This is a genomic window from Clostridium sp. MCC345 (assembly GCF_018785345.1).
Taxonomy (GTDB): domain Bacteria; phylum Bacillota; class Clostridia; order Lachnospirales; family Anaerotignaceae; genus Anaerotignum_A; species Anaerotignum_A faecicola.
Genome location: NZ_WQPP01000033.1, coordinates 15,855 through 38,976, shown reverse-complemented (window position 1 = coordinate 38,976; position 23,122 = coordinate 15,855). Strand labels below are relative to the sequence as shown.

Below are 23,122 nucleotides of genomic sequence, written 5' to 3'. Positions count from 1 at the left end.
GTTTATTCATATCCATTGTTCAGTTTTCAAGGATCAATCTGCTTTTTCAGCAGCGAAGATTATTTTATCAAATCTTCATTTTCTTGTCAAGTACTTATTTTAGTACTTTTATTTTAACCACATTTGAACTCAGTTAAAATAAATGGCGGAGAAGGAGGGATTTGAACCCTCGCGCCGCTATTAACGACCTATCCGCTTTCCAGGCGAACCCCTTCAACCACTTGGGTACTTCTCCATAATGCTCTCAGTTCATTGTATGGTATTTAATTGACGGAGAGAGTGGGATTCGAACCCACGGCTCCTTACGGAATCACTGGTTTTCAAGACCAGCTCCTTAAACCACTCGGACATCTCTCCATGAAGTTTAGTTGCTTCTTCTTGCGCAGCGACCTTGACTATTATATCTTACCGACCAACGGTTGTCAAGCATTTTTTTCGCTTTCTTTCGTTTTTTCTTTTTAGCAACCTCAGCGTCATGTTTCCGTGTCGCTCGCGGTGATATAGATATTACAGGAAAAGTCGAAACCTGTCAACCCCTTTTTTTCATTTTTTTGCTAAAAACTTTTTCTTACCTTATATATAAATTATATATAAATTCTCTCCGCTGCATATCGCTTACATGTAGCTTTTCTTTTTAATCCATGCTAAAATAGATTGACTTTCAAAATCTATGCAACAAGGAGGTACCTATGAAAACAGTTACAGAACGTTTTTTAACATACGTAAAGCATCACACCACTTCCGATGAAGCATCCGATACCTTTCCCAGCACCAAGCGACAGCTTGCCTTTGCCGCTTTTCTTGCAAAGGAATGTGAAGCGATTGGTCTGCAATCCGTTTCTGTGGATGCCTATGGCTATGTGACCGCACTTCTGCCTGGCAATACAGCAAACGCTCCCACCATCGGCTTTATTTCCCACATGGATACCAGCCCCGATGCAAGCGGTGAAAATGTCCTTTCAAATATTGTGGAAAATTATGACGGCAAAGCAATCCCCCTCAATGGTACCGTTCTTTCTCCCAAGGAATTTCCTTCCTTAAAGGAGTATATCGGGCAGACCCTCATCACCTCAGACGGCACCACCCTGCTTGGCGCGGATGATAAAGCAGGCATTGCCGAAATTCTCACTGCCGCAGAATATCTTCTCGCACATCCCGAAATTCCCCATGGAGATATTCGCATTGCCTTTACCCCCGATGAAGAAATCGGCAAGGGTGTGGATTTCTTCGATGTGGACAAATTTCACGCAGATTTCGCCTACACGCTGGATGGCGGCCGCATCGGTGAGCTGGAATATGAAAACTTCAATGCGGCACGCGCAATCATTCGCATCAAAGGGAAAAATGTACATCCCGGCTCTGCAAAAAATGTCATGAAAAACGCCGCCCTCATCGGTACGGAAATTGCTTCTCTCCTGCCGGAACGCGAAACACCCGCGAAAACCGAAGGCTACGAAGGCTTTTTCCATCTCTGCTCCTTTGAAGGTGATGTCACCTCCGCAACCCTGAATTATATCATTCGTGATTTTAACGCAGACTCCTTCGCGCACCGCAAAGAGCTTCTGCGGCTGATTGTGGAACGCAAAAATGCACAGTATAATAACTGTATCGAATTGGATTTGCATGATGAATATTATAATATGCTCTCGCAGATTGAACCCCACATGGAAATTGTAAGCCTTGCAAAGCAGGCAATGATCGACTGCGGCATCACTCCCATCATTCAGCCTATCCGCGGCGGCACAGACGGTGCGCGTCTTTCCTTCATGGGTCTGCCTTGTCCGAACCTTTTCGCCGGCGGTCATAATTTCCACAGCAATTATGAATATGTCCCCGTTCCTTCCATGGAAAAGGCAGTCAGCATGATTGTTCGTATCGCAGAACTTGCCGCAACGACGCTTGACTTTCAAAAAAACGTATGATATCATTTTCTCATATTATTTATGATAACAGCGATGATTGAGTATATGGGCAAAACTGGTTACAGCCGCAGAGAGCAGTCCGGTCGGTGAAAGGTCTGCAGCACAGTTTTTGTAAATTACGCCTCATGAGCTTTGTGTAGGAAATGACACAACGATTGCCCTACGTTACAGGGGCAGGAAGATGCTTGTCTTTTTGCAGAATAGGCATAAATTAAGGTGGTACCACGGGTTCTCTCGTCCTTTCGGCGAGAGGCCCTTTTTTATGCTTTTGCGCAAGGCTTCGCTGCATCAATCTATCCATCATATATCAGAAAAGGAGAATGTAACATGAACGCTTATGAAGTATTAAAGGAACGCGGCTTTATCGAACAGCTGACACACGAAGAAGAAATCAAAGCGCTTTTTGAAAAAGGCGGTGTCACCTTCTATATCGGCATCGACCCCACCGCGGACAGCCTGCACGTTGGGCATTTCCTGACCGTTATGGCTATGGCGCACATGCAGCGCTGCGGCAACCGCCCCATCTGCCTGATGGGTGGCGGCACAGGCATGATTGGCGACCCCTCCGGCAAAGCCGATATGCGTAAAATGATGACTGTCGAAACCATCGACCATAACGTAGCCTGCATCAAAAAGCAGCTTTCCCGTTTCATCAATTTCGATGAGGGCGAGGGCGGTGCCATCATTGCCAATAACGCAGACTGGCTGAGAAATCTGAACTATATCGAATTCCTGCGTGAAATCGGCACCCATTTCTCCGTAAACCGTATGCTTGCGGCAGATTGCTTCAAAACCCGTATGGATAGAGAGCTTGGTCTGTCCTTCCTCGAATTTAACTATATGATTATGCAGGGCTACGATTTCTACGAACTGAACAAAAGATACAACTGTATGCTGGAAATGGGCGGCAATGACCAGTGGTCTAATATCATCGCAGGCGTAGAGCTGATTCGCCGCAAAGCGCAGAAGCCCGCTTATGGCATGACCTTCAAGCTGCTGACAAACAGCGAAGGCGTAAAAATGGGCAAAACCGTTTCCGGTGCCGTTTGGCTTGACCCTGAAAAAACCTCTCCCTACGAATTCTATCAGTACTGGAGAAATATCGGGGATAAGGACGTTGAAAAATGTCTGGCTCTGCTGACCTTCCTGCCTATGGATGAGGTTCGCCGTCTGGGCGCACTGGAGGGCGCGGAAATCAATCATGCAAAGGAAGTCCTTGCCTTTGAGCTGACAAAAATCGTACATGGCGAAGCAGAAGCAACCAAAGCACAGGATGCCGCAAGAGCATTGTTCGGTAAGGGTGCTGCAACCGTGGATGCCCCCTCTACAGAAATTTCTGCCGCCGAATTTGCAGAAGGCATGGATATCCTGACACTGCTGACCACAATTAAGGTCGTTCCTTCCCGCTCCGAGGGCAGACGTGCCGTGCAGCAGGGCGGCGTAAAGCTGGCAGAGCAGCCCATAAAGGATATTGATTTCAAAGTAACCGCAGACCTCTTTACAGATGGTAAGCTGTTGGTGCAGAAGGGCAAAAAGACCTTCCATAATGTCATTCTGAAATAAGAACCATATAAAAAAAGAACCACATAAAAATAAGAGGTGTTTTTCACCTCTTATTTTTATGCTCTAAATTATCTGATTCGCCCAAAAGCAGCTTTTCCAGCTCCTTCGGCGTATGTACCAGCTGTGTCGCACCCGCCTGCTTCAGAAATTCCGCATCCCGAAACCCCCAGCAAACGCTGATGCAGTCCATTCCTGCGTTTTTTGCCGTCTGCAAATCCACCTCGGAATCCCCGATGTATAAGCAGTCCTCTCTTTTCACACCAAGCCGCTCCGCCGCCGTAAAGACCATATCGGGTGCAGGCTTGCGCCGAATCCCCTCGGCTTCTCTCTCTCCTGCCGCCGCATCAATGCAGCCGGGGAAATATCTTTCGCAAAGCCCCTTCACCGCCGTATCAAATTTATTCGATACCACACCAAGGCGCAGACCACTTTCCTTCAGCCTTTTCAGCAAAGGCAAAATCCCCTCGTAGGGCGCGGTTTTGTCCGCCATGTGTGCCTTATAATATGCCTGATATTCCGCCAGACAAGCCGCAAAAACCGCCTCCTTCGTCCCCTCAGGCAAAGCCGACCGCATCAGAAACTCACTCCCATTTCCAAGAAATTTTCGGATTTCTTCTTTCCTCCGCAAAGGAAAGCCGTGCGCCTGTAAGGTCACATTCACACTGCTTGTTAGGTCATCCAGTGTGTTCAGCAGCGTCCCATCCAAATCAAACAAAATTGCCTGTTGTTTTTTCATTTTTTTCACCTCCGTCCGCTCCTATTTTATTCTTTTTTTCATTCATATTCAACAATTTTAACGCTAGTTATTTTGTATGGATTTTTTTTGCCCACCCCCTTGTCAATTTGTCCCAACAGGTCTATAATAAGACTTAAATAAAAAAGGAAACATTTTTATTACATAAAAATGCAGTTTTTTCTCAAAAACTGTCATGCTTTTTCTTTAAAGGAGGAATTCTTATGGCAAAGAAAGTATTGATGTTAGCAGGCGATTTCACAGAAGATTATGAAACAATGGTACCCTTCCAGGCAATGGAAATGTTGGGCTATCAGGTAGATGTTGTATGCCCCGATAAAAAAGCAGGCGATATTATCCGTACAGCAATTCACGACTTTGAAGGCGAACAGACATACTCCGAAAAGAGAGGTCATAACTTTGCTCTGACAGCAGATTTTGATGCAGTAAATACAGCCGATTATGCAGGTCTGTTTATCACAGGCGGTCGTTCTCCCGAATATCTGAGACTGACCCCCAGAGTCATCGAAATCGTACAGGAATTCTTTGCAGCAAATAAGCCTGTCGCTGCAATCTGCCACGGCCCTCAGATTCTGACCGCTGCCAATGTGCTGAAAGGCAAAAAGGCAACCGCATATCCCGCAGTTGGTCCCGATATCACTCTGGCAGGCGGCGAATATGTAGCTGTTGATGCTTCCGAGGCTGTTGTAGACGGCAATCTGGTAACTGCTCCCGCATGGCCCGGCGATTCCGCAATCACAAGAGAATTCATCAAGCTGATGGGCGCAAAATGGGAACTGTAATCACAGTAACTTTGTAATATCTTTTTCTTAAAATAAAAAAAGCAGGGAGGACTTTTCTTCGGAATTGCTCTCTCTGTTTTTATTTTGCCCGTTTCCCCGTGCCCTTCCCCTTCTGCTTGTACTTTCGCCATTTTTCCTTTATAATAAAAGATACGAAAATTTGAAACTGAGAAAGGAGAACTTCTTATGTCCAATATTGCATTAGAAGAAAAAATAAGAAATCTCTCTGCGGATTATATCTATCAGCAGGCAGTCGGCTCTCTGCTGCTGCTGCTCATGAGTGCCATGGAGGATGCCGAAAAAGGCGTAACCGCCCTCCCCTATGAAATCCCTGCCGATGTGCAGGAAATCAAGGAGGAAATCAAGGCATACCTCATCCGCCTGGAGGATCTGCTCGAAAGCGATGCCGCATCCCGCATAGTTGCACTGGAGGACTGCATGGAGCTGAAAAAGCGTCTGCTTTCCATCTACGAAACCATCTACAGCTATTTCTCCCAGTGGAACATCATCTCCACGCTTGTCAGCGACCAGATTGCCCTGCGCAAATATAAGGAGGACGGCGTATCCCAGAAGCAGGTGGAATGGTCTCTGTTCTTTGCAGACTGCCACGCCTTTATGGAAAGTGCGGAAACTCTGCTCGATCAGAAAACCTACATGGGGCAGCTTCTCAAGTGTATCCCCCTCTATATGACAAGGGATAAATATTATGACACCGTCCGTGCCTCTCTGGATGCCGCTTTTGCAGGCGAAAGCAGGGATTTTATCGATGCTTCCCTGAAAGCCTTCGAGGGCTTTTGCAGTCCGCAGGAAAATCCCCTGTACGGCAAATATTTTCCCGAACTCGCAGAATGGATTGGACAGAAGCGCATGGTTCTTCCGCATAAGCTTTCCGATGAGGAGCTTGCAAATTTCTATGAGGAGCTCAAGGAAACCTTTGAAGCATTGGAGCAGATTGAGGAATATTTCTCCTGTATCCTGCATGATATCAATTCCCTGATTCTCCTGTTCTATCTCACCTATTCCTTCACGGACATCACAGAGGGCAGTGCTGCCTATGCCGATTTGTATCATATCGTCTGCGATTTCATCAGCGATAAGCTGACTCTGACCGAAAAAGCGGCTTATCTGGATACCCTCACAGAGCAGCTGGAGGCAACCGTTGAGCCTGTCATTGATAAAGCAAATGCCATCGGTAAGGAAGAATATGAAGCCCTGCAAAAGGCAGGCTCCTTCGCCGGCTTCTCCGCGGATACCAAAAAGGTTCTCATGACAGAGGAATTCATCCGCGAATGCTTCTTCGGTGATTTGAACGATGAATTGTTCCATTTCGATATCCCGGAGGAGCTTCCTGCCGCAACCGCAGAGGAAAAGAAAGCCCTCTTTGATGCGTTTATTACAAAAACAAGAAACCACTTCGACACCCTGCCTACCCAGACCAGAAAGCTGGCAATGCAGAATCTGACAGGTGCTTTGCCCCCTGTCTATACTGTCCATGATGTGATGGATATGATAATGGAGGCCATCGACAAAGCAGCCTCCGAGGAACAGAAGGTTCTGATTGTGGATAAGGTCGGTATGGTATTCAACGAAAACGGCTGGCAGTCCATCACCGAAGACTATGATGATGACTGCGGCTGTGGGCATGACCATCATCATCACCACGATGATGACTGCGGCTGTGGGCATGACCACCACCATCACCACGATCATGACTGCGGCTGCGGACATGACCACGACCATCATCACCACTAAGGAGGATTCGTATGTTTACCTTTAATCATTACAATTATAACGTGTTGGATTTAGAAAAAAGCATGGCATTCTATGCAGCCGCACTTGGTCTGAAGGAGGTTCGCCGCAAGGAAGCCCCTGACGGCAGCTGGAAGCTGGTTTATCTGGGTGACGGCAAATCCGATTTCACATTAGAGCTGACTTGGCTGCGCGACCGCAAGGAGCCCTACAACCTTGGCGAAAATGAATTCCATCTTGCTTTTCAGGCAGAGGATTTCGATGCGGCACATGCAAAGCACAAGGAAATGGGCTGCATCTGCTTTGAAAATCCCGAAATGGGCATCTATTTCATCAACGATCCGGACAATTACTGGCTCGAAATTATCCCGACCCCTTAACGTAAAATCCCCTTGGAATTTCTCCAAGGGGATTCAAATTTTATTTTTCTTATTTTTTCAGCTGTGCCAGTCTTTCCTCAACCTGTGCCAGCATTGCTTTATATTTTTCTTCCTTCGCCTTTTCTTCTTCAATTACATGCGCGGGTGCCTTTGCAACGAAGCCCTGATTTGCCAGCTTCTTCACAACGCGGTCAACCTCTTTTTCCAGTTTGGTCTTTTCCTTTTCCAGACGTTCGATTTCCTTCGCGAAATCAACCAGCTCTGCCAAAGGCATATAGATGGTCGCATCCTGAACCACAACAGAAACCGCATCCTCGCCAATGCCTGCCTTGTCCGTCTGCACGGTTACCTCGCTTGCGTGTGCCAGTGTCTTAAAGAATACCTTGGAATGTTCAAAGATATACCGAACACCTTCGTTTTCGGAAACAACGTAAACATGTACCTTCTTAGAGGGCGCAACGTTCATTTCCGCACGAATGTTACGAATATTTCTTACTGCCTCTTTGATGGCATCGATTTCCGCTTCATTTTCCTTGAAGTTCCATTCCTCCTTGTAAACAGGCCACTGAGAGGTCATGATGGTTTCTTCCTCATCCTGAATATGCATAAACAGCTCCTCTGTAATGAAGGGCATGAAGGGGTGCATCAGCTTCAGTGCATTGATCAGAACCTGCTTTAGCGTCCACAGTGCCGCTGCTCTTGTGCTGTCCTCCTTGTTATACAGGCGAGGCTTCACCATTTCAATATACCAGTCACAGTATTCATCCCAGATGAAATCATAAACCTTCTGTGCCGCCAGACCAAGGTCATATTTGCTCAGGCTTTCCTGTACTTCCTTCGCCAGCGTGTTTACCTTGGACAGAATCCATTTATCCGCAGAGGTCAGCATCAGGAACTTAGGTTCTTCGCCATCCTCCATATTCATCATCACGAAACGGGACGCATTCCACATCTTGTTGCAGAAGTTTCTGCAATTATCCAGTCTTTCCCAATAGAAACGCATATCATTACCGGGTGCGTTGCCTGTAATCAGCATCAGACGCAGGGGGTCAGCACCGTAGTTTGCGATAACCTCCAGAGGGTCAATCCCATTGCCCAGAGATTTGGAGAATTTTCTCCCCTGATCGTCACGAATCAGCCCATGAATCAGAACATCGTTAAACGGTCTTTCGCCAATCTGCTCCATGCCGGAGAATACCATTCTGATAACCCAGAAGAAAATGATATCATAGCCTGTTACCAAAACGCTTGTGGGATAGAAATGCTTCAGCTCCTCTGTTTCATGTGGCCAACCAAGCGTGGAGAAGGGCCACAGCGCAGAGCTGAACCAGGTATCCAGTGTATCCTCATCCTGTGTGATATTTGCGGAGCCGCATTTTTCGCATTTTCCGGGGTTTTCCTTCGCTACTGTGATATGACCGCAGTCCGCACAGTAGTATGCAGGAATTCTGTGTCCCCACCAAAGCTGACGGGAAATACACCAGTCACGGATATTATCCAGCCAGTGCATATAAATCTTGCCGAAACGTTCGGGAACAAATTTCAGCTCCTGATCCTGATAAACCTTGATGGCAGGCTTTGCCAGCTCGTCCATCTTTACAAACCACTGCAGTTTAATCATGGGTTCGATGGGTTCGTGGCATCTTTCATGGCAGCCTACCGCATGGGTAATATCCTCGATTTCAACCAGATAGCCTTCCTCATCCAGCTGTTTTACGATTTCCTTTCTGGCCTCCAATCTGTCCATGCCTGCAAATCTGCCTGCCTTCTCATTCATTGTGCCGTCATCATTCATCACGCAAATACGGGGCAGGTCATGTCTCAGCCCAACCTCGAAGTCATTCGGGTCATGTGCAGGTGTAATTTTTACAACACCGGTACCAAATTCTCTGTCAACATATTCATCCGCAACGATGGGTACTTCCTTATTCAGAACGGGAACGATACAGGTCTTGCCGATCAGGTGCTGATATCTTTCATCTGCGGGATGTACCGCAACCGCAGTATCGCCCAGCATGGTTTCGGGTCTGGTGGTTGCCAGTCTCAGCTTTTCATCAGAACCAACAATGGGGTAATTGATATGATAAAAATGCCCTGCCATATCAACATGCTCTACCTCTGCGTCAGAAATTGTAGTCTGACACTCAGGACACCAGTTGATAATCTTTTCCCCGCGGTAAATATAGCCCTTTTCATACAGACGGCAGAAGGTTTCCAGAACCGCTTCGGAGCAGCCCTCATCCATCGTAAAGCGTACACGATCCCAGTCGCAGGAGCAGCCCAGCTTTCTCAGCTGGTTCAGAATAATGCCGCCGTATTCTTCCTTCCACGCCCACGCGCGTTCCAAAAAGCCCTCACGACCAACATCCTCCTTTGTCAGCCCTTCGGATGCCATCTTCTGCACAACCTTCAGCTCTGTGGAAATGCTTGCATGGTCAATGCCGGGTACCCAGAGTGCGTTGTAGCCTGCCATTCTTTTCCAGCGAATCAGGATATCCTGCATGGTGTTGTCCAGTGCATGTCCCATGTGCAACTGCCCTGTGATATTCGGGGGCGGCATCACGATGCAAAAAGGTTCTTTTGTTTTATCTACTTCTGTATGGAAATATTTCTTTTCCATCCATTTGTTGTAAAGTCTTTCCTCTACAACAGAGGGGTCAAAATTCTTTGCCAGCTCTTTCATAGTATTTCCTCCTATTTTTTTCATTTCACCGTGAATCAAAAAAAGCCTCCGTCCAACCAAAGGACGAAAGCTCGCGGTACCACCTTATTTCCCGTTTCTAAAAACGGACACTTTATCGTCTGTAACGGGACCTCCCGGCTTTGCCTACCCAGAAATTTCTTCTGAAATCCCCTTCAACAAAGCAACTCCAAAGCTACCTTCCACATTCTTTCTACAAAGGATTTTTCAGCCAATGAATCCTTCTCTCTGTATAGTTCGGATGTGTACTCCTCTTTTTCTCTGTCTTTCACAGTGTTGTTTTTCTTTCTATATCTCAAGATTTTATTCAATTCTACCAGTTTTGTCAACCCTAAATTAGTAAATAAGTAAGAAAAAAAGACTTTTCTACTATTTTTCAAAAAGTCTTTCCTGTTTTCAACTTTAATTTTCCCTGTCCTTGGGATAACGTGAAATATTCAGCAGCATCCCAACCATCGCCATCAAAAACAACAGCGAGGTGCCGCCGTAGCTGATAAACGGCAGCGGCTGCCCCGTATTTGGAATCGTATTCGTTACAACGCCGATATTGATAATCGACTGGAAGGCGATAACCGCCGTAATCCCCGTTGCAACCAGCATCCCATAGCTGTCCTTTGCATTCATCGCAATGCGAATCCCTCGCCAGATAAGCACCGCAAACAGCAGAATCACCAACGCCGCCCCGACAATTCCCAACTCCTCGCAGATAATCGCAAAAATAATATCGTTATATGCCTCCGGAATAAAGGTTTTCTGTCGGCTCTGCCCCAGTCCAAGCCCGAATAAGCCGCCGGATGCCAGTGCATACAGCGACTGAATCGTCTGGAAGCCATCGCCCGTCGGATCTGCCCAGGGGTCAAGCCATGTCTTGATACGGGTCAGTCTGTAGCGAAACTTGGGAATCGCTACAGCAAGGCCGCAAAGAGGAATTGCCCCTGCGATTGCCGCCCCGAAATACCAAACACGAGGGCTTGCCACAAACAGAATCGTTGCACCCATCAGCCCAACCAAGAGCGCCGAGGAAAAGTTCGATATTGCAATCAGTGCCACAGGCAGCAGCAGCACGCAGCATGCCTTGAGGAACCCCTTCAGATTTGCCAGCTCCTTCCGATGCTCAATCACATAAGAGGAAAGAAACAGAATCACGGCAATTTTCGTAAACTCCGAAGGCTGAAAGGAAAGCGAACCAATCCCCAGCCAACGCTTCTGCCCGCCTGCCTCTGTCCCGACAAAGGGCAGTGCAAGCAGGAACAGGTTGGAAAGCCAGTATGCCAGCTTTGCAAATCGTCTCCAGAGGGTATACGGAATATGCATCATGCCAACCATTGCCACAATCCCCAGAACCGCCCAAAGGCTCTGCCGCTTCAGGAAATAGAACATATCATTATGGAATCGCTCCGTTGTCATTGTGTAATAATAGCTAGAGCTGAAAATCATGACAACGCCAAAAAGCACCAGAATCAGCACGATAAACAGAACCGTGAAGTCATATCCCAACGGCTTTCTATACTTCCGCTTTGCGGTTTTCTTTTTTGGTTTGACATGACTCATTTTCACACCTCATTCCAGCGTTTTTTATTTCAGATATCCCCGAACCTGCTCCTTGAACATATCTCCGCGCTGTTCGTAGTTATCAAACATGCCCCAGCTTGCGCATGCAGGAGAAAGCAGTACGCAGTCGCCGTCCTCCGCCTTTTCTCTGCACAGGTCAACCGCTTCTGCAAAGGTTTCGCAATCGGAAATGGCAGTAAAGCCGAATTTCTCCGCAGATGCGCGTACCTTCGGTGCGGTTACGCCAATCAGCACCAGATGCTTCACTCTGCCGGGAAACAGCTTTGTCCATTCATCAAAGGAGCTGCCCTTATCATAGCCGCCGCCAATCAGTACAATCGGCTTTTTCATCGCCAGTACCGCACGGATGGATGCGTCCACATTCGTCCCCTTGGAGTCATTATAATAGTCCACACCGTCCACCGTCGCAACATATTCGATGCGATGTGCTACGCCTGCAAATCCCTTCAGCACCGTGCGAATGGTATCCAATGCAATCCCCGCACAAATGCCCATTGCCGCCGCCGCCATCACGTTTTCATAGTTATGCACGCCCAGAATCTGTAATTCATCCACATGAATCAGGGTTTCGTTGATAGCGCCCCAGCGCACCTCAATGGCATCCCCGTCCAGATAAATGCCTTCCGCAAGCCTTTCGGAGGAATCGAAGAAAAATACCTTCGCCGCGGTTTTATCCGCCATTTTTCTGCAAGCCGCATCCCCATGGTTCAGAATACAGAAATCCTCTGCGGTCTGCTTTGCAAAAACTCTTTCCTTCATGGCAATGTAAACGTCCATGGTTTTATGTCTGTTCAAATGGTCGGGTGTAATATTCAGCACTGCGCTAATATGCGGATGAAATTCCTTCGCCTTTTCCATCTGGAAGCTGCTGATTTCCGCAACCACCCAATCCTTTTCGGTCAGCCGCTCTACCTCCTCGCTGTAAGGCACTCCAATGTTTCCGACAACCGCCGTACCGCTGTAAGCCGTTTTCATGATTTCGCCTGTCAGCGTGGTTGTGGTTGTTTTGCCGTTTGTGCCTGTGATTGCCGTAATCGGGCAGGGTGTCAAGCGGTACGCCAGTTCCACCTCGCTGATAACCTCGATTCCTGCATTTTCCGCCGCCGCAATAAAAGGCAGGTCGCAGGGAATACCGGGGCTTAATACAATTAAATCCTGCGCGCAGGCAATCTCATCGGGGTTTGCGCCCGTGTAAAGCACGATGCCCTCCCCCTCCAATGCCAGCACATCGGCAGAAATTTCCTCTCTTTTTTTCATATCCTGCAATGTAACCCTCGCACCCAGTCTGTTCAACAGCTTTGCCGCCGCAATGCCGCTTCTTGCCATGCCGCAGACTAAGGCCTTTTTACCATTGTATTCCACGTTTGATTCCTTCTTTCCAAAATTCCTTACAGGAACATATATTTACAGCCCAGAAAACCAATGAGACACAGCAGTGCCGTTGCCACATAAAAAAGCGTCACAACCTTGGTTTCCTTCCAACCGCATTTTTCCAGATGATGATGGAAGGGTGCCATTTTAAATAAGCGTCTGCCTTCCCCGTATTTTCTCTTTGTAAGCTTAAACCAGCCAACCTGCAGCATAACAGAAATGGATTCCCAGAGGTAAATAAACCCGACAATCACGATAAAAATGGGCATTTTCAGAATAAACGCCGCCGATGCCACAAAGCCGCCCAGTGCCAGAGACCCCGTATCCCCCATGAACACCTTTGCAGGATAGGAGTTAAAGATTAAGAACGCCATCAGACCGCCCACAATCGCACCGCAAACAGGTGCAATCGTGCTGCCTGCCGCCCATGCCACAATCATGAAGAATGCCGCCACCAGAAGGGTTACGCCGCCTGCCAGCCCATCCAGACCGTCTGTCAGGTTGACCCCGTTCACTGTTCCCAACACCGCCACAAACAGGAAGGGAATGAAAATCAGCTGTAAATCAATCATTTTCCCGTCTGTAAAGGGAATATAAATCGCCGTACCGATGCCGCTTTTCATGATATACGAGCAGAACAGCCCCGTTACAATCAGCTGTAACAATAGCTTCTGATACGCACGCAGCCCCAGAGAACGCTTTTTTACCACCTTAATATAGTCATCCAAAAAGCCAATCAGCCCATAGCACAGGGTCATCAGCATGATAGCCGCGCCGTCCCTGTTCCCATTCAGAAAGAAAAGGCTTGTAATCACAAATGCCGCCAGAAAGGCAACACCGCCCATCGTAGGCGTGCCCTGCTTTGCCAGATGTGTCTGCGGCCCGTCGTCACGCACATTCTGCCCGAATTTCAGTTTTCTCAGCATAGGAATCACGATGGGACACAAAATCACCCCAATCACGAAAGATATGATGATGGCATAGACTGCCTGTTCCAAAGAACCCACTTTAGTTCACTCCTTGCAATTTTGCTACTGTTTTTTCAAATTCTCTGCTGCGGGATGCCTTGAGCAGAATCGTATCGCCTGCTTTCAGCGTAGGCAGTCCCTTCTCCCAGAATTCTTCCTGTGTTTCCAGATAATAAACCTCTTTCATGCCTGCCTTTTTCGCCGCATCTGCCATGTAATCACAGCAAAGCCCGATGCAGTAAAGCACATCAATGCCTTTTTCCGCCGCATGGATACCGACCTCACGGTGTCCTTCCTCCGCATAATCGCCCAGCTCGCCCATAAAGCCCAGAACGGCAATCCTTCTGCCCTTTGCGTTCGCCAGAATATCCAGAGAGGCCTTGCAGGAAACCGGGTTGGAATTATAAACGTCATTCAGAATCGTAATGCCGTCCTTCGTTGTTTCAATGCTCATTCTGTTTTTGGTCGCCCGGAAGCCTTCAATCCCCGCCTTCACCTGCTCCGGTGTCAGCCCCAGCTCCACGCCGACCGCCGCCGCGGAAAGCGCATTCAGCACCATGTGTACCCCCGGAATGGGAATATTCACGCGCACATTGCCAATCGGTGTATGAATCGTGCAGGCTGTTTTTTCCAGACCAACCTGTGCAATCTCATCCGCATAAAAATCTCTTTTGTTTTCAATGCCGAACCAACGAATCTTCTGCGGCAGCTTGCCCTCCAGCGTCTGCAGCATATCGTTGTCTGCATTGAGAATCGCAACGCCGTCCTTTTCCAGATGTGCAAGCATTTCGCATTTCGCCTTCAGAATCCCTTCTCTGCTGCCCAGAAATTCAATATGCGCCACGCCGACATTGGAAATCACGCCGATGTTCGGGCGCACTGCCTTCGCAATTCTGTCCAGCTCCCCGAAGTGGTTCATGCCCATTTCAATGATTGCCGCCTGATGGTGCTCCTCAATGCGGAAAATCGTCAGCGGCACGCCAACCTCATTGTTGTAATTGCCCTGTGTCCACAAGGTATCGTATTTCTGCGAAACCACGGATGCAATCATATCCTTTGTTGTTGTCTTGCCGACACTCCCTGTCACCGCAACAACGGGAATATCAAACAGATTTCTGTAATAAGCCGCCAAATCAAGCAGCGCCTTCCCCGTATCGGGAACCAGAAGCACAATCGCCCCATTCGTGGGTGCCACCACCTTCTGAGAAAGGCAGGCGGTCACGCCGTTTGCAAAGCACTGGGGCAGAAAATCATGCCCGTCACGCACCTCTCCCACTCTTGCAACAAAAAGAACGCCTTCCTTTGTTTCTCTGGAATCCTGTGTCACATACCAGATTTCCTTATTCAGTGCTTCCTCCATATCCCCCAAGGCAATCATCTGTGCGCCTGTTGCCTTGATAATTTCTCTGATCGTAATCTTTTTCATAAGCAATCCTCTCCAAATGCCTTGCGTACTTCCTCAATGTCATCAAAATGAATGGTTTTGTCGGGGAAAATCTGATAGGTTTCATGTCCCTTCCCCGCAATCAGAATCACGTCGCCCGCTTCCGCCATAGCAACCGCCTTCTGAATGGCCTCTCGTCTGTCCACGATTTTTTCATAGGGGCAGTCTGTTTTCTTCACCCCAACCTCAACATCCTCCAGAATCTTCTCCGGGTCCTCCGTTCTGGGGTTATCCGAGGTAATGATGCAGTAGCCTGCCAGTCTGCCGCCGATTTCGCCCATGATGGGACGCTTTGTTCTGTCTCTGTCGCCGCCGCAGCCAAATACCGCAATCAGCTTGCCCTTTACAAATTCATTCGCTGTATTCAGCACATTTTCCAAACCATCGGGCGTATGTGCATAATCCACCACCGCCTGACAGCCCCTTTTGCTGCGTACCGTCTGGAATCTGCCGGAAACGCCGGGGTTTGCCGTCAGCCCTGCCACGATTTCCTCTACGGGCACACCCAGCAGAATACACGCTCCTGCCGCACCCAATGCGTTGTATACGCTGAACCGTCCGGGCGTATGCAGGTGTACAGGATACCGCTTGCCCTGCCAGAGCATGTCAAATGCCGTACCGTCTGCGGAAACGTCAATGCCCTCCGCCGTCAAATCAGCCTTGCTGTCCACGCCGATTGTCAGCACCTCGCCCTTGCTTTGCTCCTTCATATATGCGCCTGCGGCATCGTCCATATTGATGACGCTTTTTGCCGCGCGTGCGAAAAGCATCCCCTTTGCCGCCTTATAGTTTTCCATTGTTTTATGATAATCCAGATGATCCTGTGTCAGGTTCGTGAAAATTGCCACATCAAAGGCAATTCCGTCTACCCTGTGCAAATCCAAGGAATGAGAGGAAACCTCCATCACAACGTCCGTCACATCCTCATTCTTCATCCGGCGAAAGAGCGCCTGCAGCTCCTTCGATTCGGGCGTTGTCCGCTCCGCCTTCAGCACCTCATCGCCGATGCGGTTTTCAATCGTGCCGATAATGCCCACCTTTTTGCCGATTCTGTCCAAAATGGATTTCATCAGATAGGTGGTCGAGGTTTTGCCGTTTGTGCCTGTCACGCCGATGACATTCATCTCTGCGGAGGGGTGTCCGTAGAAATGGTCGGAAAGCAGTGCCAGCGCAATGCGGTTATTTTCCGTCACAAGCACCGTTACGCCTTCGGGTACGTTTTCCACCCTGTGCTCACACAGAAGGGCAGCCGCCCCCTTTTCCAATGCCATGGGAATATATTTGTGTCCGTCCGTCTGAAATCCTGTAATGCAGACAAACAGACCGTCTTTTTCTACCTTGCGGGAATCGTACTGGAAATCGGAAATTTCCACATCCGCCGTTCCCTGCTGTACCTCATAAGAAATACCCTCTAAAAGCTGTTTCAGATTCACTCTTACAGCCTCCTTTCTTTTTCGGCTTCGATAAATAAATCTCAATAATAAGCCATTTTTTAGTATACCACACTTATCTCCTACAACCAAATATTTTTGCCATTTTTCTTGAAAAATGCAAGGAAAGGCCATTTCCCTTTTTCGCTATTCCATACGGAGCAAAACCTTCGTTCCCTTGTTTACGCTTTCTCCTGCCGGCGGCATTTGTCCTGTGATGGTCTCGCCCTCTGTCTCAAGCCGTGCAGAAAGCCCTGCCTGAAAAAGTGCATTCTTTCCTTCGTTTAAGGTCATGCCCAGAAGGTCGGGTACAATCGTTTTCAATTCTGCCGCTTCTTCCGCCTCTTTTTCATCATATTTCGCTTCCATCCCCAGATACGGCAGAATATTCCGCAGCAGCTCCTGCATCACAGGTCCTGCCACCGTGCCGCCGTAATAAACACCCTGCGGCTCATCAATCAGCACCAGTGCCATCACCTGCGGATTTTCCGCCGGCGCAAAGGATAGAAACGAAGCAATATATTTTCCGCTTCTGCGCGGCAGCTTTTCCGAAGTCGCCGTCTTGCCGCCGATGCGGTATCCGGGGATATATGCCTTGCTGCCCGTTCCTTCGGAAACCACGCTTTCCAGAATCGCTTTCATCGTTTCCGAGGTTTCCTTGGAAATCACCTGCTCGCCTGTCTCATAGGTAAATTCCTCTGTCAGCCTGCCGTTTTCGTCCGCAAGCCCCCTTGCAAAATGCGGCGTAATCAAATATCCGCCGTTGACGATTGCCGATGCCGCCCGCAACAGCTGCAAAGGCGTAATCTGAAAGGACTGCCCAAAGCTCATCGTTGCCAGCTCCACAGGCCCGACATTCTCCGCCTTATGTATAATGCCCGTTGCCTCGCCTGCAAGGTCAATGCCCGTTTTTTCGGCAAAACCGAATTTTTTCATATATTCCAAAAAGGTCTCCGCCCCCAACCGCTCCCCAACCTCCATAAAAACAGGGTTGCAGGAATTCTGTACCCCCTGTACAAAGCTTTCCGCCCCATGTGTGCGCGGATAGCGCCAGCATTTAATCTGTCTGTCCCCTGCCACATAAAATCCGCGGCAGAAAAAGCTGCTTTCGGGTGTCACAGCCCCCTCCTCCAGACCTGCCGAGGAGGTCACAATTTTAAACGTACTCCCCGGCTCGTATGTATCATTGATTGCGGTATTGCGCCACATTTTGTTCAAATACTCATTTTTCTCCTGCTCGGAAAAGCTGTCCCATTTTGCCGCCAGTGCTTCATCCTGTATGGTAAACGGCTCATTCAAATCAAACGAAGGGTAATTCGCCATGGCGTAAATTTCCCCATTCTGCGGATTCAGAATGATGAGAACACCGCGCTTTGCCCCCTTCGTTTCCACCGCCTTTGCAATGGTCTGCTCCGCATATTGCTGCATCACCACATCCATCGTTGTCACCAGATTTTTCCCATCCACAGGTGGAATCCGCTCTTGCTCGCTGTCCACCTCATTTCCTCTGGAATCCGTCAGCGTAAGAATCTTCCCCCGCTCCCCCTCCAGAAGCCTGTCATATTTTGCCTCCAAGCCGATAATCCCCTGATTATCCTTCCCGACAAAGCCAATCACCTGCGCCGCCATGCTCGTATAGGGATAGATGCGCCGCACATCCTCGTCCACCTCTACCCCCGCATAGTTCGCCCTGCGGATGGCTGCCGCCGTTTCGGTGTCCACCTTTGTTTTGATGCGCACCAAGGCAACCCTCTGCTTAATTTTTTCCAAAACCTCGTCATATTCCAAATCCAGCATTTCTGCCAAAAATTGCGCCGTTTTCTCCTTTTCCTTCACCTGCACGGGAATCACACTCACGGCGTTTACCGTTTCCGTCAGGGCAATCCCTTCCCCGTTTCGGTCAAGAATCGCGCCGCGCTTCGGCGTAATCAGCCTGTCTCTGGTCTGCTGCTCATACGCCAGCTCCTGCAATTCCTCCGCCCGAAAAAGCTCAATAAAAACCAGCCGCCCCGTCAACAGCAGATACCCGCACATGGAACAGAACAAAAAAAGCAAAAGCCGTTTTTTTGCCTTTATCGTCGGTTTCTCCATACAAAACACCCCTGTCTTTTCCCTCTACTGATTATTGTATAGAAAAGACAGGGTGTCTATGCTTTTCTCTATTGCGTTGTTTTCTTCGGCTCCTCCGCCGTTTCCTCCGCGGCTTCCTTCTTCGTCAGCGTGATTTTCACCTCGCTGTCCGCCTCTACGGAAACGCCGTATTTCGGGTCCTGCGCCGTTACGGTGCTGTTCGTGGTTTCGCCCTCAAAGGTTACCTCAAAGCCTGCATCCGAAAGCGTTTTCACTGCCTCGGTGTAGCTTTTCCCGACCACATTCGGCACCTTCGCTGTTCCCTCTTCTCCTTCCGCCTTCGCAACATACAGAATTACCTCACTGCCGGCTTCCACCTTCGCGCCTGCCTTCGGCACCTGATTCGTAATCGTGTTGCCCGTCCCGACAACCTTATACGTCAGCCCCTTGCCCTCCAAATCGAGCGCAACATTATAGATGCTGCTGTCTGTGTAATCGGGCATGGTTACGGTCGTCTTGCCGCCGTTGAGTGCTGCGGCTTCTTCCGTTTCCTCTGTCGGCTCCAGATTCTTATATTTAATAATGTTTTCCATAATCTGCTTTGTCATGGTTGCGGTGGTCTGCACGCCGTCCTCATATCCCTGCGGCTTATGGATAACGCTGAATACCAGATACTGCGGATTTTCCGCCGGGAAATATGCCATGTGGGTCAGTGTCCAGTTCTTCTTGTCACGCTTGCCCTGCTCCGCCGTCCCTGTTTTACAACCGATGGAATATCCGGGAATCGCAATTTTCTTACCCGTACCATGGTCAACCGTTGCCTTCAGCGCAGTACGGATATAGTCAGATGTTTTCCGGGAAATCACCTTACGCACAACCTCTGCTGTCTGCTCCTTCACCACAGAGCCGTCATCATCCACAATCTGCGAAACCACATAGGGCTTCACCAGATTGCCGCCGTTAATCAGCGCAGAAAAGGCAGTTGCCATCTGGATAGAGGTGCAGTTAAAGGTCTGCCCGAAGGAACTTGTTGCCAGCTCAACGGGACGCAGCTGCGATTCCGCATGCAGAATCCCCTCTGCTTCGCCCGGCAGGTCAATGCCTGTTTTCTGCCCGAAGCCGAATTCCTTCTGATATTTATAGAATTTTTCCGCCCCCAGCTTCTGTGCAATCTGAATCACACCGGGGTTACAGGACTGCGCCATGATTTCCTCAACAGAAAGCGTGCCGTGTCCGCTGTGCAGATGGCAGTTGATATCTCTGTCTCCCACCGTAATTTTACCGCTGCAATTGAAGGTAGAGTTCTTCGTGATTACGCCCTCCTCCAATGCCGCCGCTACTACCAGCGGCTTATAAATCGAACCGGGTTCGTAGGTATCGCTGACGCAGAAATTTCTCCATATTGTATTCAGATAGTCGCTCTTTTCCTGATCCGTCATGGCATCCCATGTTTCCTTGAAGGTTTCATCCGTTGCAAGCTCTGTCGGCTCATCGGGGTCATTCAGGTCAAAGGTGTCCGCAGAAGCCATCGCGTAGATTTCCCCCGTATTCGGGTTCATCACGATTGCCGCCACGTTCTCCGAGGGCCATGCTTCCATGGTTTCCTTCACCGCCTGCTCGGCGTACTGCTGAATGTTGTAATCCAGTGTTGTCACAATGGTATCTCCGTCCTGCGCCTCATAATCCTGATAGGTTACCTTGTCCGCCCCCTGATACAGGATAAAGGAACGCCCGGGCGTACCCGTCATTTCATCATTATAATAGCCCTCAAGCCCCCATGTGTTGTTGAAGCCAATCAAATGGCAGGCTAAGGTTTTCAGCGGATAGGAGCGCTTACTGCTCTGCTCAAAATAAACCCCCAGCAGCTTTTTCTTTTCCAGCTCCTCCTTCACGCTTCTCTCCACGCCCTTCACCAGATATTTCCAGTGTGTCGGCGTATTGATTTTGCCCGTTTCCTGATTTTTTGTAATATGATATTCCAAATCCTCGTAGTTCAAATCGGGGAAATATTCGCAAAGGGTATCAAAGGTCTTCTTCGTTTTCTTGGCATCGTCCTCCTCCGCCAGCTGCAAGGGGTCTAATACCACGTTATACACCGCTGTCGAAACGGCAAGCACCTGCTCATTTCTGTCCAGAATACTGCCGCGGTTTGCCGCATTGACTAAGTCATAGCGGTTAATCTGCTGATTTTTCGCCGCCGCTTCAAATTCCGCGCCATGCACAACCTTCCAATACAGCACTCTGCCGAATAATACCGTCAAAATCACCATAAACACAAAAAGAATAAAAGCAAACCTTTGATTCGCTTTTATTCCTCTGGCCTTTCTTCTCATCTATCATCAATCCTTTTTAAAGAAATCTAAAATCCTGTCCACCAAAGAGGCTTCCGCTGTCGTTTCCTCTGTATCATGCTGCACCGTATAGCTCTGCTTGGGTACGTTGATATAAACCACCTGATAGGGCTGCGGTTCGCTCATGCCAAGCCGTTCTGTTGCCTCCTGCTTGATGTAGTCCATATCCAGCTGTTCTGTCAGCTCTGCCTCCAGAATCGCATTTGCGGATTTCAGGTCCTCCAGTTTGCTTTTTTCCCTTCTGAGAGAAACCTCCGCCTGATCTACCATAACGTGCATCCCCATAAATGCAATACAGCCGATAAACAGCATAATCGCAACGCCTACCATTTTCGCAAAGGAAACCTTATTTTCTCTTTCCGCCTCCTTGGCAATGCGCGCCGCTTCTCTGCGCCGTTCCTCTTCCTCCTCCCGCACACGGTAGGGGGTATAATCGGGCTGCAATTCATACGCCACATTGCCGTAGGTATAATAAGAACCGCTCTGGTTGCGTTTTCTGTTCTTCTCGTCTCTTGCTGCCATCCTTTCCCCTCCTTTCTCGGGTCTTTTCAATATTTATCAATCCTGCGAAACCCCCTCCAGCACACGCAGCTTTGCGCTTCTGGAACGAGGATTTTCCTCTAATTCTTCCTTGCTCGGTAAAATGGGCTTTCTGGTAATCACCCTGCCCAAAGGCTTTTTGCCGCAGACGCATACAGGAAACTGCGGCGGACAGATACAGGGATTTTCCTGCTTGCGGAAGGCCTCCTTCACAATTCTGTCCTCTAAGGAATGGAAGGTGATGATGCAGAGCCTGCCGCCGACCGCAAGCCTTGCGGCAACGTCATCAATCGCCCTTTGCAGTACCTCCAGCTCACCGTTTACCTCTATGCGAATTGCCTGAAAGGTGCGCTTTGCCGGATGGGGACCATCCTTTCTTGCGCCCTTCGGCACTGCCTTTTTGATAATATCTACCAGCTCGCCCGTTGTTTCAATGGGCTTTGCTTCTCTTTCCTTTACGATAAACTGCGCGATTCTTCTCGCCCAACGCTCCTCGCCATAGGTGAAAATCACTCTGTCCAGCTCATCCTCGTCATAGCCGTTCACCACGTCATACGCACTGAAGGGCCTGTCCGGATTCATCCGCATATCCAACGGGGCATCCTGCTGATAGGAAAAGCCGCGCTCCGCTTCATCCAGCTGATGCGAGGAAACACCGATATCCAGCAACATCCCGTCGATTTTTTCTATCCCCAGACTGTCCAGAATATTTGCGATATTCCCAAAATTATCTCTGACAAATGTGATTCTGTCCTTGTATTCCGCCAATCGCTTTCCTGCCGCCTCGTGCGCGTTGGGGTCCTGGTCAATGCAAATCAAACGACCGGTTGTCAGCCGTTTTGCAATCTCCAGGGAATGACCGCCGCCGCCCATGGTACCGTCTACATAAATGCCGTCAGGCCTGATATTCAAATTGTCGATGCACTCGTTCAGGAGTACGGAAATATGATGAAATTCCATGCCTGCCGCCTTTCCGATTTGTCTGTGTTGTGTGATATCTATCTTTTAAGTCATTCATAACGAATCAGCTTCTAACGAATCCTTTTGCAATCAAAGATTGCAAAAGGATTCGTTAGATTCCCAGATTTTCCATCTCAAAAGCAAGCTCGTTGCTGATGTAATCCTCTTCGTCGCTGTATTCGTTCCAATTATCCTTATTCCAAATTTCAATGCGGTTATTCACACCAATAGAAACAATATCCTTTTTCAAGCCTGCGTATTCTCTCAGATGCGTCGGCACCATAATTCTTCCCTGATTATCCAACTCACATTCCACCGCGCCTGCAAAGAAAAAACGCACAAATTTACGCGCACCGGGGTTTGTCAGCGGAAGCTGCTTCAGCTTTTCCTCGAAAATCTTCCATTCCTCCTGCGGATAAGCAAACAGGCAGTTATCCAGCCCCTTTGTCACAACGAAACGCTCGCCAAGCCCCTCTCTGAACTTTGCCGGAACGATTAAACGCCCCTTTGCATCAATCGAGTGCTGATATTGCCCTAAGAACATTTCGCTGTCACCACCTTCCGC

Annotated in this window: 17 protein-coding genes, 2 tRNA genes and 1 other annotated feature; of the genes, 5 read left to right on the top strand and 14 right to left on the bottom strand. The window is 48.8% G+C overall.

Going from position 1 to position 23,122, the window contains the following annotated elements:
• Positions 1-143: 143 nt before the first annotated feature.
• Together GPK49_RS08035 and GPK49_RS08030 are read right to left on the bottom strand one after the other, a co-directional pair.
• Positions 144-235 (bottom strand) — tRNA-Ser (locus GPK49_RS08035).
• Positions 236-271: 36 nt separating this feature from the next.
• Positions 272-357: transfer RNA gene (locus tag GPK49_RS08030), tRNA-Ser, on the bottom strand.
• Positions 358-689: 332 nt separating this feature from the next.
• Here GPK49_RS08030 and pepT point away from each other — a divergent pair.
• On the top strand, positions 690-1,922 hold the full coding sequence (pepT, locus tag GPK49_RS08025; protein WP_215677329.1) for a peptidase T: 1,233 nt from the start codon (positions 690-692) through the stop codon (positions 1,920-1,922).
• Positions 1,923-2,249: 327 nt separating this feature from the next.
• Positions 2,250-3,485 (top strand): tyrosine--tRNA ligase, encoded by a 1,236-nt coding sequence (gene tyrS / locus GPK49_RS08020; RefSeq protein WP_016406528.1) that lies wholly within the window; start codon positions 2,250-2,252, stop codon positions 3,483-3,485.
• 43 nt (positions 3,486-3,528) lie between these two features.
• Here tyrS and GPK49_RS08015 read toward each other — a convergent pair whose 3' ends face one another.
• Positions 3,529-4,221: an HAD family hydrolase gene (locus tag GPK49_RS08015; protein WP_174707775.1), complete on the bottom strand. Its 693-nt coding sequence runs from the start codon at positions 4,219-4,221 to the stop codon at positions 3,529-3,531.
• Positions 4,222-4,442: 221 nt separating this feature from the next.
• On the opposite strand from GPK49_RS08015, the gene GPK49_RS08010 reads away from it, so the two are divergent.
• From GPK49_RS08010 to GPK49_RS08000, 3 genes are all read left to right on the top strand, one after another.
• On the top strand, positions 4,443-5,021 hold the full coding sequence (locus GPK49_RS08010; protein ID WP_016408183.1) for a DJ-1/PfpI family protein: 579 nt from the start codon (positions 4,443-4,445) through the stop codon (positions 5,019-5,021).
• A 186-nt stretch (positions 5,022-5,207) separates the two neighbouring features.
• A complete protein-coding gene (locus GPK49_RS08005; RefSeq protein WP_215677328.1) occupies positions 5,208-6,773 on the top strand; it encodes a hypothetical protein in 1,566 nt (521 codons plus the stop codon).
• Between the two features lie 11 nt (positions 6,774-6,784).
• Positions 6,785-7,150 carry a VOC family protein gene (locus GPK49_RS08000; protein WP_215677326.1) on the top strand — a complete coding sequence of 122 codons (366 nt, stop codon included), beginning with the start codon at positions 6,785-6,787 and terminating at the stop codon, positions 7,148-7,150.
• Between the two features lie 49 nt (positions 7,151-7,199).
• Here GPK49_RS08000 and GPK49_RS07995 read toward each other — a convergent pair whose 3' ends face one another.
• The 11 genes from GPK49_RS07995 to mraZ all read right to left on the bottom strand — a co-directional run bounded on the left by GPK49_RS07995 (position 7,200) and on the right by mraZ (position 23,101).
• Positions 7,200-9,833, bottom strand: a complete 2,634-nt coding sequence (locus tag GPK49_RS07995) for a valine--tRNA ligase (RefSeq protein ID WP_215677324.1) — start codon at positions 9,831-9,833, stop codon at positions 7,200-7,202.
• A gap of 56 nt (positions 9,834-9,889) precedes the next feature.
• Positions 9,890-10,122, bottom strand: a binding site (T-box leader).
• A 131-nt stretch (positions 10,123-10,253) separates the two neighbouring features.
• A complete protein-coding gene (ftsW, locus tag GPK49_RS07990) occupies positions 10,254-11,402 on the bottom strand; it encodes a putative lipid II flippase FtsW (protein WP_016408187.1) in 1,149 nt (382 codons plus the stop codon).
• Between the two features lie 24 nt (positions 11,403-11,426).
• Positions 11,427-12,785, bottom strand: coding sequence for a UDP-N-acetylmuramoyl-L-alanine--D-glutamate ligase (gene murD / locus GPK49_RS07985; RefSeq protein WP_124984513.1), 1,359 nt, complete (start codon positions 12,783-12,785; stop codon positions 11,427-11,429).
• Positions 12,786-12,811: 26 nt separating this feature from the next.
• Entirely contained in the window at positions 12,812-13,801 is a 990-nt protein-coding gene (gene mraY / locus GPK49_RS07980) for a phospho-N-acetylmuramoyl-pentapeptide-transferase (RefSeq protein WP_330548498.1), read from the bottom strand.
• Between the two features lies 1 nt (position 13,802).
• Positions 13,803-15,188 carry a UDP-N-acetylmuramoyl-tripeptide--D-alanyl-D-alanine ligase gene (locus tag GPK49_RS07975; protein ID WP_016408190.1) on the bottom strand — a complete coding sequence of 462 codons (1,386 nt, stop codon included), beginning with the start codon at positions 15,186-15,188 and terminating at the stop codon, positions 13,803-13,805.
• Positions 15,185-16,639, bottom strand: a complete 1,455-nt coding sequence (locus GPK49_RS07970; RefSeq protein ID WP_016408191.1) for a UDP-N-acetylmuramoyl-L-alanyl-D-glutamate--2,6-diaminopimelate ligase — start codon at positions 16,637-16,639, stop codon at positions 15,185-15,187. The genes GPK49_RS07975 and GPK49_RS07970 overlap by 4 nt, the downstream gene beginning before the upstream one ends.
• 144 nt (positions 16,640-16,783) lie before the next feature.
• Entirely contained in the window at positions 16,784-18,727 is a 1,944-nt protein-coding gene (locus GPK49_RS07965) for a penicillin-binding transpeptidase domain-containing protein (protein WP_215677314.1), read from the bottom strand.
• Between the two features lie 68 nt (positions 18,728-18,795).
• The gene (locus tag GPK49_RS07960) at positions 18,796-21,039 is read right to left on the bottom strand and encodes a penicillin-binding transpeptidase domain-containing protein (protein WP_215677313.1); all 2,244 of its coding nucleotides are present in this window, start codon (positions 21,037-21,039) and stop codon (positions 18,796-18,798) included.
• A 6-nt stretch (positions 21,040-21,045) separates the two neighbouring features.
• Positions 21,046-21,579: a hypothetical protein gene (locus GPK49_RS07955; RefSeq protein ID WP_215677311.1), complete on the bottom strand. Its 534-nt coding sequence runs from the start codon at positions 21,577-21,579 to the stop codon at positions 21,046-21,048.
• Positions 21,580-21,615: 36 nt separating this feature from the next.
• Positions 21,616-22,557: a 16S rRNA (cytosine(1402)-N(4))-methyltransferase RsmH gene (rsmH, locus tag GPK49_RS07950; protein ID WP_215677309.1), complete on the bottom strand. Its 942-nt coding sequence runs from the start codon at positions 22,555-22,557 to the stop codon at positions 21,616-21,618.
• Between the two features lie 112 nt (positions 22,558-22,669).
• A complete protein-coding gene (gene mraZ, locus GPK49_RS07945) occupies positions 22,670-23,101 on the bottom strand; it encodes a division/cell wall cluster transcriptional repressor MraZ (protein WP_118582943.1) in 432 nt (143 codons plus the stop codon).
• Positions 23,102-23,122 lie beyond the last annotated feature (21 nt).